This is a genomic window from Nocardia araoensis NBRC 100135 (assembly GCF_000308435.1).
GTDB lineage: Bacteria > Actinomycetota > Actinomycetes > Mycobacteriales > Mycobacteriaceae > Nocardia > Nocardia araoensis.
Genome location: NZ_BAFR01000011.1, coordinates 1 through 14,069, shown reverse-complemented (window position 1 = coordinate 14,069; position 14,069 = coordinate 1). Strand labels below are relative to the sequence as shown.

13 protein-coding genes are annotated in these 14,069 nt (G+C 69.8%); 5 read left to right on the top strand and 8 right to left on the bottom strand.

Annotated features, from left to right (window positions below; all coding sequences use genetic code 11):
* Positions 1 to 28 precede the first annotated feature (28 nt).
* Entirely contained in the window at positions 29 to 1,039 is a 1,011-nt protein-coding gene (gene zapE, locus ON21_RS02170) for a cell division protein ZapE (protein ID WP_039794758.1), read from the bottom strand.
* 63 nt (positions 1,040 to 1,102) lie between these two features.
* On the opposite strand from zapE, the gene ON21_RS02165 reads away from it, so the two are divergent.
* Complete coding sequence (locus ON21_RS02165) at positions 1,103 to 1,672, top strand: TetR/AcrR family transcriptional regulator (protein WP_039794810.1); 570 nt, start codon at positions 1,103 to 1,105, stop codon at positions 1,670 to 1,672.
* Here the strand turns inward: ON21_RS02165 and ON21_RS02160 are convergent, their stop codons facing one another.
* The 7 genes from ON21_RS02160 to ON21_RS02130 form a co-directional block, all read right to left on the bottom strand.
* Entirely contained in the window at positions 1,673 to 2,131 is a 459-nt protein-coding gene (locus ON21_RS02160; protein ID WP_245562428.1) for an NUDIX hydrolase, read from the bottom strand.
* A gap of 86 nt (positions 2,132 to 2,217) precedes the next feature.
* A complete protein-coding gene (locus ON21_RS02155; protein ID WP_039794754.1) occupies positions 2,218 to 3,396 on the bottom strand; it encodes a lipid-transfer protein in 1,179 nt (392 codons plus the stop codon).
* A complete protein-coding gene (locus tag ON21_RS02150) occupies positions 3,389 to 3,808 on the bottom strand; it encodes a MaoC family dehydratase (RefSeq protein WP_051020202.1) in 420 nt (139 codons plus the stop codon). The genes ON21_RS02155 and ON21_RS02150 overlap by 8 nt, the downstream gene beginning before the upstream one ends.
* Positions 3,805 to 4,740 (bottom strand): bifunctional MaoC family dehydratase N-terminal/OB-fold nucleic acid binding domain-containing protein, encoded by a 936-nt coding sequence (locus ON21_RS02145; protein WP_039794753.1) that lies wholly within the window; start codon positions 4,738 to 4,740, stop codon positions 3,805 to 3,807. The genes ON21_RS02150 and ON21_RS02145 overlap by 4 nt, the downstream gene beginning before the upstream one ends.
* Before the next feature lie 18 nt (positions 4,741 to 4,758).
* Positions 4,759 to 5,919 carry an acyl-CoA dehydrogenase family protein gene (locus ON21_RS02140; RefSeq protein WP_039794752.1) on the bottom strand — a complete coding sequence of 387 codons (1,161 nt, stop codon included), beginning with the start codon at positions 5,917 to 5,919 and terminating at the stop codon, positions 4,759 to 4,761.
* A complete protein-coding gene (locus ON21_RS02135) occupies positions 5,904 to 6,968 on the bottom strand; it encodes an acyl-CoA dehydrogenase family protein (protein ID WP_039794750.1) in 1,065 nt (354 codons plus the stop codon). The genes ON21_RS02140 and ON21_RS02135 overlap by 16 nt, the downstream gene beginning before the upstream one ends.
* 25 nt (positions 6,969 to 6,993) lie before the next feature.
* Complete coding sequence (locus ON21_RS02130; protein WP_039794749.1) at positions 6,994 to 9,147, bottom strand: acyl-CoA dehydrogenase family protein; 2,154 nt, start codon at positions 9,145 to 9,147, stop codon at positions 6,994 to 6,996.
* Between the two features lie 145 nt (positions 9,148 to 9,292).
* Between ON21_RS02130 and kstR the strand changes: the two genes are divergently transcribed.
* The 4 genes from kstR to ON21_RS02110 form a co-directional block, all read left to right on the top strand.
* Entirely contained in the window at positions 9,293 to 9,943 is a 651-nt protein-coding gene (gene kstR, locus ON21_RS02125) for a cholesterol catabolism transcriptional regulator KstR (RefSeq protein ID WP_039794748.1), read from the top strand.
* A gap of 227 nt (positions 9,944 to 10,170) precedes the next feature.
* Positions 10,171 to 12,744, top strand: coding sequence for a trehalose-phosphatase (gene otsB, locus ON21_RS02120; RefSeq protein WP_039794745.1), 2,574 nt, complete (start codon positions 10,171 to 10,173; stop codon positions 12,742 to 12,744).
* Between the two features lie 160 nt (positions 12,745 to 12,904).
* Positions 12,905 to 13,786 carry a metal ABC transporter solute-binding protein, Zn/Mn family gene (locus tag ON21_RS02115; protein WP_039794744.1) on the top strand — a complete coding sequence of 294 codons (882 nt, stop codon included), beginning with the start codon at positions 12,905 to 12,907 and terminating at the stop codon, positions 13,784 to 13,786.
* Positions 13,787 to 13,790: 4 nt separating this feature from the next.
* Positions 13,791 to 14,069, top strand: a 279-nt coding sequence (locus ON21_RS02110; protein WP_039794743.1) for an ATP-binding cassette domain-containing protein, incomplete at its 3' end; no start/stop codon positions are given.

Genomic DNA, 14,069 nt, shown 5'->3' with positions numbered 1-14,069 from the left:
GGCGACGGGTCGGCCGACGCGACGGTGACTACCGGGCGATATCGGGCGAGGATTGGGACAAAGCACAAAGCCGACTCTTCAAACGTGATATATCCGGCACCTCCCGTACCTCCCGCACCAGCTCGCCGAGCGCCGCGGACGCGATGACGGTGAGTTCGCGATCGGCGTCATAGAGCACGTCGACGACGTTCACGAAACGCGTCGCCCAGTCGATCGGAACTTCGCACAGCCGTGGCACGTCTCGGATTTCCCAGCGCGGAAAACGTTGAGCCAGCGAAACATAATCCGCCGCGGAAGTTGGGACCCCGCACAAAGCGGCGAAGTCGATGACGAGTGCGCTTCGGTCCGTGGCAATGGCGCGCAAACTCCGAGCGCCGACGCGAATTTCGACGGTCGACTCGTCGATCCGCTGCGCCGCACCGTTATTCCGGACGGCCGAAGTCGGCAACGGCTCCGCGATCGTGCGCCTCGGCGGCGCCACGATGTATCGTCCGGCCGCGAATCCCGCACCAGGACTCGGCGAACCGAGGGTGCGGTAGTCGGTCGCGCCGTCGACGGCCACCACATCCATGTTGGCGAGAATTCGCTCGATCGTCGGCACGAACCGGTCGTGGAACAACGGATTCGGCAGCAGCCCGTCGGGTGGATAATTCGACGTCACCACCAGCGCGACGCGGCGGGCGAACAGCGTGTCGAGCAGCCGGGCGATCAGCATCGCGTCACCGATGTCGTGCACATGGAACTCGTCGAAGCAGACCAGCACGGCGTCGCCGAGCAGCGCGTCCACCGCGGCATCGATCGATCCGGACGCGTGCGCCGCGGCATGCAGACCGGCGAAGAACTGGTGAAAGTGGTAGCGCCGCTTACGCCCCGATGCCACCTCGGCGAAGAACCGGTTCATGAGCATGGTCTTGCCGCGTCCGGGCCTGCCGTGCAGATAGATGCCCCGGTGACGCCGAACCGGCCTGCCGCGCCGATCCACCAGCTCACGCAATCGCGCCGCCGCCCGCTCCTGATCGGCATCCCACCGGGAGTCCATGACACCTCCAAAGTCCTCTACATTTGTAGAGGACGAGCCGCGCGGCGGCCAGAAAGGGTGATCATGTCCACAGGCGACCGGCGCGCGCTCCTCGTCGAAACGGCCATCGAACTGATCGCCGCGCACGGCCTGCGCGCGCTGACCCACCGCGCGCTGGACGCGGAACTGGGCCTGCCCGCCGGGTCGGCTTCGTATTACTTCCGCACCAAACGCGCCCTCATCGAGGCAATCGTGGAGCGCATCACCACCCGCTCCCGCGACGATTTCGCCGCCGCCGCACTGCGGCCCGCCGCCGCGCAATCGGTCGCGGAGGCCATCGCCGCCTGGCTGGACCGGCTGCTGGCGCAGCGGCGCGCCCACCTGATCGCTCGGCACGCGCTGCTGATCGACCTGCTCGACGATCCCGACCTGCATCCGCGGCTGGCGCGCAGCCTGTTCTCCGTCGACCGCGCCCGCGAGCTGTTCCACGCCATGGGCGCGCCCGATCCGGACACCAGAGCGGAGGACTTCGTCGCCGTCGTCGAGGGAGCCGTCTTCGATCGCTTCGCGGGCAACCGCACCGCCCTGCGCCCGAACACGCCGGAGAGCGTCCGGCAACTCACCCGCGTCCTCGCCGCGTACTTGCGGGTGTGATCAGCTCGGCCAGCCCCGCTGACTGTAGGTCACCCCGGTGAGGTAGCCACGGATACCCGCGGCCGGATAGGGGATGAGCGTCTCCGGAAGATTCGCGAGCGGAAACCACCGCAGCTCGTAGGACTTGTCGGGCTCGCGGTTGAGCGGCTCGCCCGACCAGCGGCGAGTCTCGAAGAACAGACCGATCCTGGCCTCTCGCCCCGGCTCGACGACATGCGCGGAATGGACGTGCCGCAGATCCGCCGGGTCGATCACGACGCCGACCTCCTCCCGGGCTTCGCGGACCGTCGCGGCGAGCACGGACTCCCCCGCCTCCAGCTTCCCGGCGGGCAGATGCCACAACCCGTCGAACTCGTCCGCGCTGCGCCGCCTGCTCAGCAACAATTCCGCGCCGCGCAGCAGCAGCACGTGCACATCCACCACATGTCGGGCCACCACTCGCCCCAAGCTACGCGCCACCCACGCACCGTGATGGATTCGCACACGCCGGTACTCCGCACCGTGAGAGGTGCGAAGTACGGACGCGAGTACGCGCGGCAGACCGATCAGTCGGCGGTGAGCACGAGCCCGGAGGTCGGCACGCCGGTGCCCGCGGTGACCAGGATGTTGGTCAGGTCGGAGACCGGGTTGACCGAGGTGCCGCGGATCTGGCGCACGGCTTCGGCGATGCCGTTCATGCCGTGGATGTACGCCTCGCCGAGCTGGCCGCCGTGGGTGTTGAGCGGCAGGCGTCCGCCGACCTCGATGGCGCCGTCGGCGATGAAGTCCTTCGCCTCGCCCCGGCCGCAGAACCCGAGTTCCTCCAGTTGCATGAGGACGAACGGGGTGAAGTGGTCGTACAGGATGGCGGCCTGCATGTCCTCCGGACCCAACCCGCTCTGCGCCCACAGCTGCGCGCCGACCAGGCCCATCTCCGGAAGACCGGTCATGGCGTCGCGGTAGTAGCTGGTCATCACGTACTGGTCGGCGCCGGAACCCTGGGCGGCCGCGGCGATGACGGCGGGCCGCTGCGGCAGGTCGCGAGCCCGCTCGACGCTGGTGACGACGATCGCGACGCCTCCGTCGGATTCCTGGCAGCAATCCAGCAGGTGCAGCGGTTCGGCGATCCAGCGGGAATTCTGATGGTCCTCCAGCGTGATCGGCTTGCCGTAGAAGAAGGCGGCCGGGTTCACCGCGGCATGCTTGCGGTCGGCGACGGCCACGCGGCCGAAGTCCGCGCTGGTGGCCCCGTAGACGTGCATGTAGCGCCGGGCGACCATCGCGACCTGCGCGGCCGGCGTGCCCAGCCCTTGCGGATAGGACCACCCCGCGTCGATGCCCGAGGAAGTGGGCGCGGTGGCCAGCGCCGTGGAGAACTGCCCGAACCGGGACACCGACCGCTCGTTGAACGCGCGATAGGCCACCACGACGTCCGCGACGCCGGTGGCCACCGCCATCGCGGCCTGCTGAATGGTGGCGCAGGCCGCGCCGCCGCCGTAACCGATGTGGCTGAAGAACTTCAGCTGCGGAATACCGACCGCCCTGGCCACGGCGGCCTGGGTGTTGGTGTCCATGGTGAACGTGGTCAGGCCGTCCACGTCGGCGGGCGTCAGACCGGCGTCGGCCAGTGCGGCGGTGACCGCTTCGGCGGCCAGACGCAGTTCGCTGCGCCCGGAATCCTTGGAGAAATCGGTGGCGCCGATGCCGACGACTGCGGCGCGCCCGGAAATCGTCTGCTCAGACATCGGCCCTCCGCAACGCGATGACGGCCGTGGCCGTGATGTGGTCGCCGAGGCTGTCTGTGCCGACCACGTCGATGTGCACGTCCTCGCCCTCCAGCGCGGTCACCGTGCCGGTGAGCGTCAGCGTGTCCCCCGCGTAGAGCGGCACGCCCAAGCGCAGCGCGATCGACTTGACGACCGCGCGCGGACCCGCCCAGTCGGTGACGAAGCGCTGCACCAAGCCGGTGTCGGTGAGGATGTTGACGAAGATGTCCTTCGAGCCGCGGGCGACGGCCTTGTCCCTGTCGTGGTGCACGTCCTGGAAATCCCTGGTGGCCAGGGCAGTGCTGATCACGAACGTGGGGTCGGCGTGGATCACCAGCTCGGGCAGCACCGTGCCGACGCGCACGGCGCCGGGTTCGACGGCGGCGGTCATGAGACCACCTGCCAGACCGGCAGCGTCGCCTCGTCGTCGAGCTTCTCGAAGCCCACCTCGACCGGCAGGCCGATCCGCACCTCGGCCGGGTCGATGCCGCGCAGTTCACCGAGCATGCGCACGCCTTCCTCCAATTCGACCAGCGCCACCACGAACGGCAGCTGCCGCCCCGGCACCTTCGGCGCGTGGTGCACGACGTAACTGAACACGGTGCCGCGCCCGGAGGCGACGACATAGTCGGTCGGTTTCGATTTGTCCTGCCAGATGGCCGGAATGGGCGGGTGCCGCAGCGAGCCGTCCGGCAGCCGCTGGATCCGCAGCTCGCCCGCTCTGGTCCCCTCCCAGAAGAATTCGGTGTCCCAGGAGACCAGCGGCTTGACCCGCGTGCCCTCCGCGGCTTTCGGCGCGGCGGTGCCGGGAGCGAATTTCAGCAGCCGGAACAGCATTTCGGCGACGACCTCGTCGCCGACCCGCCAAGTGGTCCGGAAGGTGACGAACCAGCCCTCGCCCAGCGCGGTCCGCTTCGGGCCGCGGATGTCCGACAGCGTGCTGGTGACCGAGACCTGTTCACCGACTTCGAGGTAGCGGTGGTAGGTCTGCTGACAATCCGTGGCGACCACGGAGGTGTATCCGGCGGCGTCGAGCAGCTCCGTGGCCGCTCCCATCGGATCGTCGGCGGGACGAGAACCATTGAGGCCGAACATGGTCCATACCTGAGCCATGGCGGGCGGCGCAACGATGCCGGGATGTCCCGCCGCGCGCGCCGCTTCCTCGTCGACGTAGATCGGGTTGGCGTCGCCGAGCGCCTCGACCCAGTTGTTGATCATCGGCTGGTTCACCGGATCGCGCCCGAAACGGGGCGCGCTCGCACCCGCCGCCTTGATGGCTTCGGCTGCGGCGACGATCGCTTCCGGAGTGGTGGTTTCCGGCACGCGCGGCTCCTTGTCTCGTTATCGGGGTACTCGCGGCAACCGCAGACCGGACGAGGCGACCAGTTCGCGCATCACCTCGTTGACGCCACCGCCGAAGGTGACCACGAGGTTCTGCTTGGTCCTGCGGTCCAGCCAGGTCAGCAGCTCGCCGGTGGCCGGGTCGGCAGGGTCGCCGTAGCGGCCGACGATCTCCTCGGCGAGCCTGCCCGCCTCCTGGAGCGATTCGGTGGAGTAGACCTTGGTCGCGGACGCGTCGGCGATCACCTGCGCTTGGTCTCCGTCATGGGTCGCGGCGACCTGCCAGTTCAGCAGTTCGTTCAACCGGACCATGGCGTGGATGCGGCCGAGCGCTCGGCGCACGTCGAGTTCGGCGAGCACGCCGCGCGGTCGCGCCCAGTCGCGCACCCGGTCGTAGAGCTGCTCGATCTTGCCGGACGGACCCAGGCTCACCCGCTCGTGGTTGAGCTGCGTCGTGATCAGCTTCCAGCCCCGGTTCTCCTCGCCGACCAGCATGTTCGCCGCGACGCGCACGTTGTCGAAATAGGTCGCGTTGGTGTGGTGCGCGCCGTCGCAGGTGATGATCGGCGTCCACGAGTAGCCGGGGTCGGTGGTGTCCACGATCAGGATCGTGATGCCGCGGTGGCGCGACTCGGTGGAGCCGGTGCGGCAGGCCAGCCAGACGAAGTCGGCCTCGTGCGCGCCCGTGGTGAAGATCTTCTGCCCGTTGACGATCCAGTCGCCGGACTCGTCGCGCACCGCCGAGGTGCGCAGCGCGGCGAGGTCGGTGCCCGCGTCCGGCTCGGAGTAGCCGATGGCGAAATGGATATCGCCGGAGAGGATCCCGGGCAGGAACCGCTGCTTCTGCTCCTCGGTGCCGAACTGCTGCAAGGTGGGGCCGACGGTCAGCAGCGTCACCAGCGGGAGCGGGACGTCGGCCCGGACCGCCTCGTTGAAGAAGATCTGCTGCTCGACCGTCCCGAAGCCCTGCCCGCCGAATTCCTTCGGCCAGCCGACGCCGAGCCAGCCGTCGCGACCCATCCGGCGCACCACGGCGCGGTAGGCGTCGCCGTGCCGGTTCACCGCCATCTCGGCCTCCTCCTCGGGAGTCACGAGATCGGCGAAGTAGGCGCGCAATTCGTCGCGCAGCCTACGTTGCTCGGTGGTCAGGTCGATGAACATCTGGCCCCCAATCGGTCGAGCCGGAACGACGCCCCGCCGAGCCAGCGAGCGATGTCCTTGGCTTGTGAGTAGTAGCGGTGCATCGGGTGGGTCACGTCCACGCCGAGGCCGCCGTGCAGGTGATGGCACTTCTGCATGGCCGCGGGCAATTCCGCGGCGACGGTGTAGGCGAGGATCTCGAGGTCGTCGTCGGTGCGCTCGCGGTGCTCCTGGCTCGGCTCGTGCTGCGCCAGCGCCCAGTTCGCCGAGACCGCGGCCACGTGCAGGGTCCGCGAGACGACGTACAGGTCCGCGATCTGCTGGGCCACCGCCTGGAACTCGGCCAGCGGCCTGCCGAACTGGTGGCGGGTGCGCAGATGCTCGGCGGTGAGCGTGATCGCCCCCTTGAGCAATCCGTCAGCTACCGATCCGATCGAGGCGAGCGCCAGCCGGTGCAGGTCGGCGAGACCAACCGGCCACAGCTGGTCGGCCGGAATCTCCACCTGGTCCAGCCGGACCGTGTACTCGGGAATGCCGCCGGAGACCGGCGTCGGCGTGCGGGTCAGGCCCGCGGCGTGCGTGTCGACGACGGCGATGCCAGCATCGGTCGGCACCAACAGCCAGCTCGCCTCCTCCGCGTACGGCACCGCGACCTTGTGCCCGGTGATGCGCACCGTGTCGCCGCTGAGCACGGCGTTGGTCTCCGGTTTGATCGTGAACGGCGCCGCCGGTTCGCTCAGCGCCGCGGTGAGCACCGCGCCCTCGGCGACCCCGGGCAGCACCAGCGACTGCACGTTCTCCGGCGCACAGGCCACCAGCGGCAGCACGCCCATGCCCAGCGTCGGCAGCGCGGGCACCGCCACCGCGTCGGTGGCCAGTTCGGTGAGCAGTGCCGACACTTCGAGCAGCCCCATACCGTCGCCGCCGAATCGCTCCGGCAACGCGACGACGAGCAGACCGGAGTCGGCCAGCTTCGGCCACAATCGCATGTCGCGCGCCGGTTCGCGCTCCAGCAAGCTCACGACGACCTCGGCCACCGCGTCCTGGCCCTCGTCCCTGGTGAAGTCCACGCTTGTCTCCCGATTGGCTGTAGGGCTAGCTGTCCGCGTCACGAGGCAGCCCCAGAATCCGCTCAGCGGCCACGGTGAGCAGGATCTGCTCGGTTCCGCCCGCGATCGACAGGCAGCGCGTGAGCAGGAACTCCTTGGTCACCTCGGAGTCCTGCGCGCCGAGCGGGCCCGCCGCCTCCGCGGCGAATTCCGCGACCGCCTGGCGGTGGCGCACGCCGACCAGCTTGCGCACACTGCTCTGCGCACCCGGATCCCCGCCCGCCAGCATCTTCACCGCGGCGCGCTGTTCGAGCAGCAGACCCGCGATCGCCTCCGCGACGAATCCGCCGAGCCGGTCGTTCACCAACTCCGCGCCGGGGCCGGTGGCGGGTGATTTCGCGATCAGCTCCTCGAGCACCGGACCGATGCCGTTGCCGCCCATGGCGACTCGCTCCGTCGACAGGGTGGAGCGGGCGATCTTCCATCCGTTGTTCAGCGCGCCGACCACGCAGTCGTCCGGCACGAACACATCGTCGAGGAAGACCTCGCTGAAGCGCGCCTCACCGGTGATCTGCACCAAAGGGCGCACCTCGAGCCCGGCGCTGTGCATGTCGACCAAGAAGTACGTGATGCCGCGATGTTTGGGCGCATCCGGGTCGGTGCGCGCCAGGCAGATCGCCCAATTCGCCTTGTCGCCCAGTGAAGTCCACACCTTTTGACCGCGCAGCACCCAGCCGCCGTCGGTCTTTTTCGCGGTGGTGCGCAACGCCGCCAGGTCGGAACCCGCCTCGGGTTCGCTGAACAGCTGGCACCAGACCACCTCGCCGCGCAGGGTCGGCCAGGCGAAACGTTCGATCTGTTCCGGCGTGCCGTGCTGCAACAGGGTGGGGATCGCCCAGCCGCCGATGGCCAGGTCCGGCGCGGTGAGGCCGGCGCGGCGCAGCTCCTCGGAGATCACCAGGCCGGTCATCGGGTCCGCTGCGCGCCCGTACGGCCGCGGCCAATGCGGCATGACCAGGCCCGCGTCGACCAGCGCGGCGCGCTGCCGCTCGGCGGGCAGCGCCGCGATCCGGGCGACCTCGGCGGCCAGTTCGTGCGCGCTGTCGCCGTCCACGGCGGCCACGCCCTCCTCGGCGAAGACCCGGTCGGCGCCGGTGGTACGCCGCAGGCCACGGCGGGTCAGCTCGGTGACCCGAGCCCGCCAGCGCGCCGAACCGCCGAGCAGTTGACGCAAGGCCGTCGCCCGGCGCAGATACAGATGCGCGTCGTGCTCCCAGGTGAAGCCGATGCCGCCGAGCACCTGGATGCAGTCCTTGGCCGTCTCGACCGCGGCGTCCAGGGCGATGGCGGCCGCGATGGCGGCGGCGATCGGCAGTTCGGCGCCGCCGTCGTCCACGGCCGCCGCGGTATCGGCCGCCACGGCGCGGATGAGTTCGGTGCGGCACAGCATCCACGCGCAGATGTGCTTGATCGCTTGGAACGAACCGATCTTGCGGCCGAACTGCTCGCGCACCTTGGCGTATTCGACCGCGGTCTCCAGGCACCAGCCCGCGAGCCCGGACAGCTCGGCGGCGACCAGCGCCACGAGCAGGTCCGCTGCCGCGTGCGGCGCGACGAACACGCGTTCGTTGGGCACGCGCAGGTCGGCGCAGTGCACCCGCGCCAGCGGCGTGCTCGGATCCAGCGGCGCGAGCGCTTCCACCCGCAGACCGCCGGCGTCGGGCGGGACCAGGCACCACCGCTGCCCTTGTGGGTGGTCGATCGGCAGCAGCACGGCGGTGCCGGGAGCGGCGCCGAGGACGGAATCCCAGGTACCCGTGAGCAACACACCGTCGCTTGCGGCGGGTACGCTCACCGTCGAACCGACGACGAAGTCGAGCGCGACACCGCACGGCAGGTCCTCGTCGAGCTGTCCGGCGGTGATCAGATTGGCCAGAGCCGTCGCCAGGACCGGGCCGCCGACCAGATCGTGCGCCGCCTGCTCCACCAGCACGGCCAGATCGGAGACCGACCCGCCCGCGCCGCCCACGTCCTCGGCCACCGCGACGCGGAAGATCCCGATCTCGGCCAGCGCGGGCCAGTAGGCGCGCCAGAAGTCGGCCGCGCCGGCCCGCATTGTTGCAATCGGACGGACCGAGGCGGCCCATCCGCGCATCGACTCCTGAACGGCTTTATGCTCGTCAGTGGTGGCGATGGTCACACTCCATACCGCCTTTCCGGCGTGACTCCCACACCTAGAACATGTTCTAATATCCTAGCCGGGCGGAAGTCAAGAGACCATCGCCGCGGCAGCCACACCGCGCACGCAGCCGACGAAACGACGTTTCCGGAAAGGACTTTCATCAATGGCCAGTCCGTCCCGATCGCAGCCAGCCGACCCGAGCGCGGGACGGCCCGCCGCCACGGTCACCACGCTCAGCGAGGACGAGCTGAGCTCGGCGGCGCAGCGCGAGCGGCGCAAGCGGATCCTGGACGCGACCTTGGCGCTCGCGTCCAAGGGCGGCTACGACGCGGTGCAGATGCGCGCGGTGGCCGAGCGCGCCGATGTCGCGGTCGGCACGCTGTACCGCTACTTCCCGTCGAAGGTGCACCTGCTGGTCTCGGCGTTGTCGCGCGAGTTCGAGCAGATCGAGGGCAAACGCAAGCCGCTTGCCGGACAGTCTCCGCAGGAGCGCATGCACCTGCTGCTCACCCAGATCACCCGGATGATGCAGCGCGACCCGCTGCTCACCGAGGCCATGACCAGGGCGTTCATGTTCGCCGACGCCTCGGCCGCCGCCGAGGTGGACCGCGTCGGCAAGGTGATGGACCGCGTGTTCGCCCGCGCGATGAACGACGGCGAGCCCACCGAACGTCAGCTGGCCATCGCCCGAGTGATCAGCGACGTGTGGCTGTCGAATCTGGTCGCCTGGCTGACCCGGCGCGCCTCGGCCACCGACGTCACCGAACGCCTGGAATTGACCGTCGACCTCCTGCTGGGCGAACGCAACCAGTAAGCTCTTCGGCGCCCGGCCACCAACCGGGCCTGGAAAGGCCCGCTGGGCTGCGACGAAGCTCACCCGCTCGGATACCGTTGCCGTTAGCTGGGCAGATCTACCGGACACCGGTTCAGGTCGTGCGTTATCGTGCGCACGCGAACCGGCGCGCTTCTGTGCGGCAAATTCAACACAGTATTGTTTTGCCCGCCCCCTGAAACAACTCCTCCGATCACTAGGTTGGATGCGTGAGCGCACAGGATCTGCCACTGGAACTTCGCCGTGCACTGTCGACGGTCGCGCGCGTGCCACGGCTGCTGGTCGCATCGGACTACGACGGGACACTCGCGCCCATCGTGTCCGACCCGACCAAAGCCTTTCCCCATCGGGAATCGGTGAGCGCGTTACGAGCCCTCGCCGGCCTGACCGGGACCACTGCCGCCGTGATCTCCGGCCGCGCGCTGCGAGATCTCGCGGCGCTGTCCCGCCTGCCGGTCGAGGTGCAACTGATCGGCAGCCACGGCTCGGAATTCGACGTGGGCTTCGTGCACGCGATCGACAACGACGCCAAGCATCTGCTCCGAGAGGTGCAGACCGCGCTGAACCAGATCGCCGCGGACAACCCCGGCGTCACCGTCGAGATCAAACCGGCCAGTGTCGCGTTGCACGTGCGCAACGCCAGCCCGGAGATCGGCCATCGCGCGCTGTCGCAGGTCCGGCTCGGTCCGGCGTGCTGGTTCGGCGTGCAGGTCACCGAGGGCAAGGCCGTCATCGAGCTGGCCGTGGTGCAGACCGACAAGGGCACCGCACTGGACACCGTTCGGCATCAGGCGGGGGCCTCGGCCGCGGTGTTCTTCGGTGACGACGTCACCGACGAGAAGGCGTTCCGCGTGCTGTCGGGCCCGGACGTCGGCATCAAGGTCGGCGAAGGCGAGAGCCTGGCCAAGTTCCGGGTGGACAGCACCGAGGCCGTGGCCTGCGCGCTGGCCTACCTGCTGGAGGAGCGCCGGACCTGGCTGGCGGGCGCGAGCGCGCCGCGCATCGAGCGGCTGACCATGCTGGCCAGCCCGCGCTCGGTCGCCCTGCTCACTCCGGACGCCACGGTGACCTGGTTCTGCCACCCGGAGCCCGACTCGGCCGCGGTGTTCGCGCACCTGCTCGGCGGCCCGCAGGGCGGCCACTTCACCATCGAGCCCGAGCGGCCCGGGCTGCCGCTCTCGCAGCGCTACGTCGACGGCACGATGACCGTCGAAACTCGTTGGGCCAAGCTGCAAGTCACCGACTATCTGCCGCACGACGTGGCCCCGACCCGCACCGACCTCACCCGGGTGATCACCGGCGACGCGAAGGCCGTGGTCACCTTCGCGCCCCGTCCGGAGTTCGGCCAGGTGCCGGTGAACCTCGAGGCGCAGGAGGGCGGGCTTCGGGTGTACGGCACCAACGACCCGATCGTGCTGCGCTCCCCCGGCGTGCGGTGGGAGATCGTCTCCGACGGCACCCACGAGTCGGCACGGGCCGTGGTGGACCCGTCCAAGGGTCCGATCGTGCTCGAATTGCGCTGCGGCACCACCGATCTCGACCCCTCCCCGACCAGCGAGACGGAGCGGCGACGGGAGGCGGAGCGGTACTGGTCGGACTGGGCCGGGACGCTCACGCTGCCGCCGCTCAAGCCCGACCTGATGAAACGCTCCGCGCTCACCCTGCGCGGACTGGTGCACGCGCCGTCCGGCTCGATCCTGGCGGCCGCCACGACCTCGCTGCCCGAGGACATCGGCGGCGTGCGCAACTGGGACTACCGCTACTGCTGGCTGCGCGACGCGGCGCTGACCGCGCAGTCGCTGGTCTCGCTCGGCTCGCTCGACGAGGCCGAGAACTACCTCGGCTGGGTGCACCGTGTGCTGGAGACGCTGCCCGGCCCCGAGCGGCTGCACCCGCTGTACACGCTGTACGGCGAGACACTGCCGCCGGAGGCCTCGATCGACCAGCTACCCGGCTACGCAGGCTCCCGCCCGGTGCGCGTCGGCAACGCGGCCAACATGCAGGTGCAGCTGGACGTCTTCGGTCCGATCGTGGACCTCATCGCCACCCTGGCGCACGCCAGGGAACTGCGCGGCGTCACCGATCCGGCCGACGTGCTGCCCGACGCCGACTGGGAGCTGGTCTGCGCCATGGTCTCGGCGGTGCAGCGACGCTGGCAAGAGCCCGACCACGGCATCTGGGAGATCCGCGGCAACCCCCGCCACCACGTGTACTCGAAGGTGATGGGCTGGCTGACCGTCGACCGGGCGCTGACGCTGGCGCAGAAGTTCGATCGCGAGGCCGATCCGGCCTGGCCGCTGCTGCGCGACACCATCGCCGACGAGGTGAAGGCCAAGGGCTGGAACGACGAGGTGCAGTCCTACACCGCGGCCTACGACGGCACCGACCTGGACGCGGCGACGCTGCACATCGGGTTGAGCGGCCTGATCGACCCGTCCGACCCGCGCTTCGCGGCGACGGTCGTGGCGACCGAGGCCGAGCTGCGCAGCGGCTCGACGGTGTACCGCTACCACCACGACGACGGCCTGCCCGGCGGCGAGGGCGGATTCCACCTGTGCGCGGCCTGGCTGGTCGAGGCGTACCTGCTGATCGGCAAGCGCTCCGACGCCGAGGCGCTGTTCGCCCAGCTGGTCGACGTGGCGGGCCCGACCGGGCTGCTCAGCGAGGAGTACGACCCGGTGGCCGAACGTTCGCTCGGCAACCATCCGCAGGCCTACAGCCATCTGGGCCTGTTGCGCTGCGCGCAGCTGCTCGGACAGCCGGTGGAGGCCGCGCTGGTCTGACCGCGCGTACGAGCTGAGGGCCCGCGAACGAGGAATCGTTCACGGGCCCTTCGCATTCGGCTTTTGCGCCGGCATCGCACCCGATCGTTTGACGGCCCCTGCTACAGTTAACGGGAACGATTTCCATTATGATCTAGAGCACGGCCAGGAGTACCCCCACGTGAGAACTCGATTCGCCATCAGTTGCGCAGGCATCGCCGTGGGGGTCGCCTCCGCCCTGACGCTGACCGCCTGCGGCAGCTCCGACGACGACGGTCGGCCATCGGTCGTCGCCTCCACCGACGTCTGGGGCGATATCGCCGCCGCCGTCGCGGGGCCCGACGCGGCCGTCCGTGCGCTGATCACCGATCCGTCCGCCGACCCGCACTCGCACGAGACCTCCGCCGTCGAATCGGCCGCGCTCAGCGACGCCGACCTGGTGGTCTACAACGGCGGCGGCTACGACGAGTTCGCCGAGAAGGCGGTGGCGGGCACCAACAAACGCACCGTGGACGCGTTCGCCCTGCGGGCCGACCAGAGCGACGACAACGAGCACGTCTGGTACGACGTGCGCACCGTCGACGTGGTCGCCGACCGGATCGCCGCCCAGCTCGGCGAATTGGACCCGGACAAGGCCGCCGCCTACGCCGGGCGCGCCGCGACGTTCAAGAACCGTCTCGCCGCGGTCACCGCCATCACCGGCAAGCTCGCCGCCGAGCACCCGAAGACGCCGGTGCTGCAAACCGAACCCCTGGCGCACTACCTCGTGGCCGCCGCCGGAGCCGATGACCTGACTCCGCACGAGTTCCAGGAAGCCATCGAACAGGAGACCGACCCGGCCCCCGCGGCCGTGGCGGCGACCCAGGACCTCCTCAACGGCAAGCGGGTCCGCGCCCTGATCTACAACGTGCAGACCGAGGACAAGATCACCAAGGACCTGCGCGGCACCGCGCAGAGCGCGGGCGTCACCGTCGTCGAGGTGACCGAGACCCTGCCCGACGGCGTGGATTACATTCAGTGGCAGACGAAGAACGCGCAGGCGCTGGCCGCCGCGCTGGGCTGAGCAGATGAACAAGGGAGCCGCGCTGACCGAGCACGCCGACGGGGTGGAACGGCGATCGAACATCGGCGACGACTCGGCCGCGGTGCGACTCGAAGCCGCCCGCTTGTCGTACGGGGAGCGAACCCTCTGGGCAGGGCTGGACCTCACCGTCGCGCCGGGTGAATTCGTCGCGGTCCTGGGGCCGAACGGTTCGGGCAAGACCTCGCTGCTGAAGGTGCTGCTCGGCCAGGTCGGCTTGAGTTCGGGCACGGCTCGGATCGCGGGCTCGCCCGCGCGCGCGGGC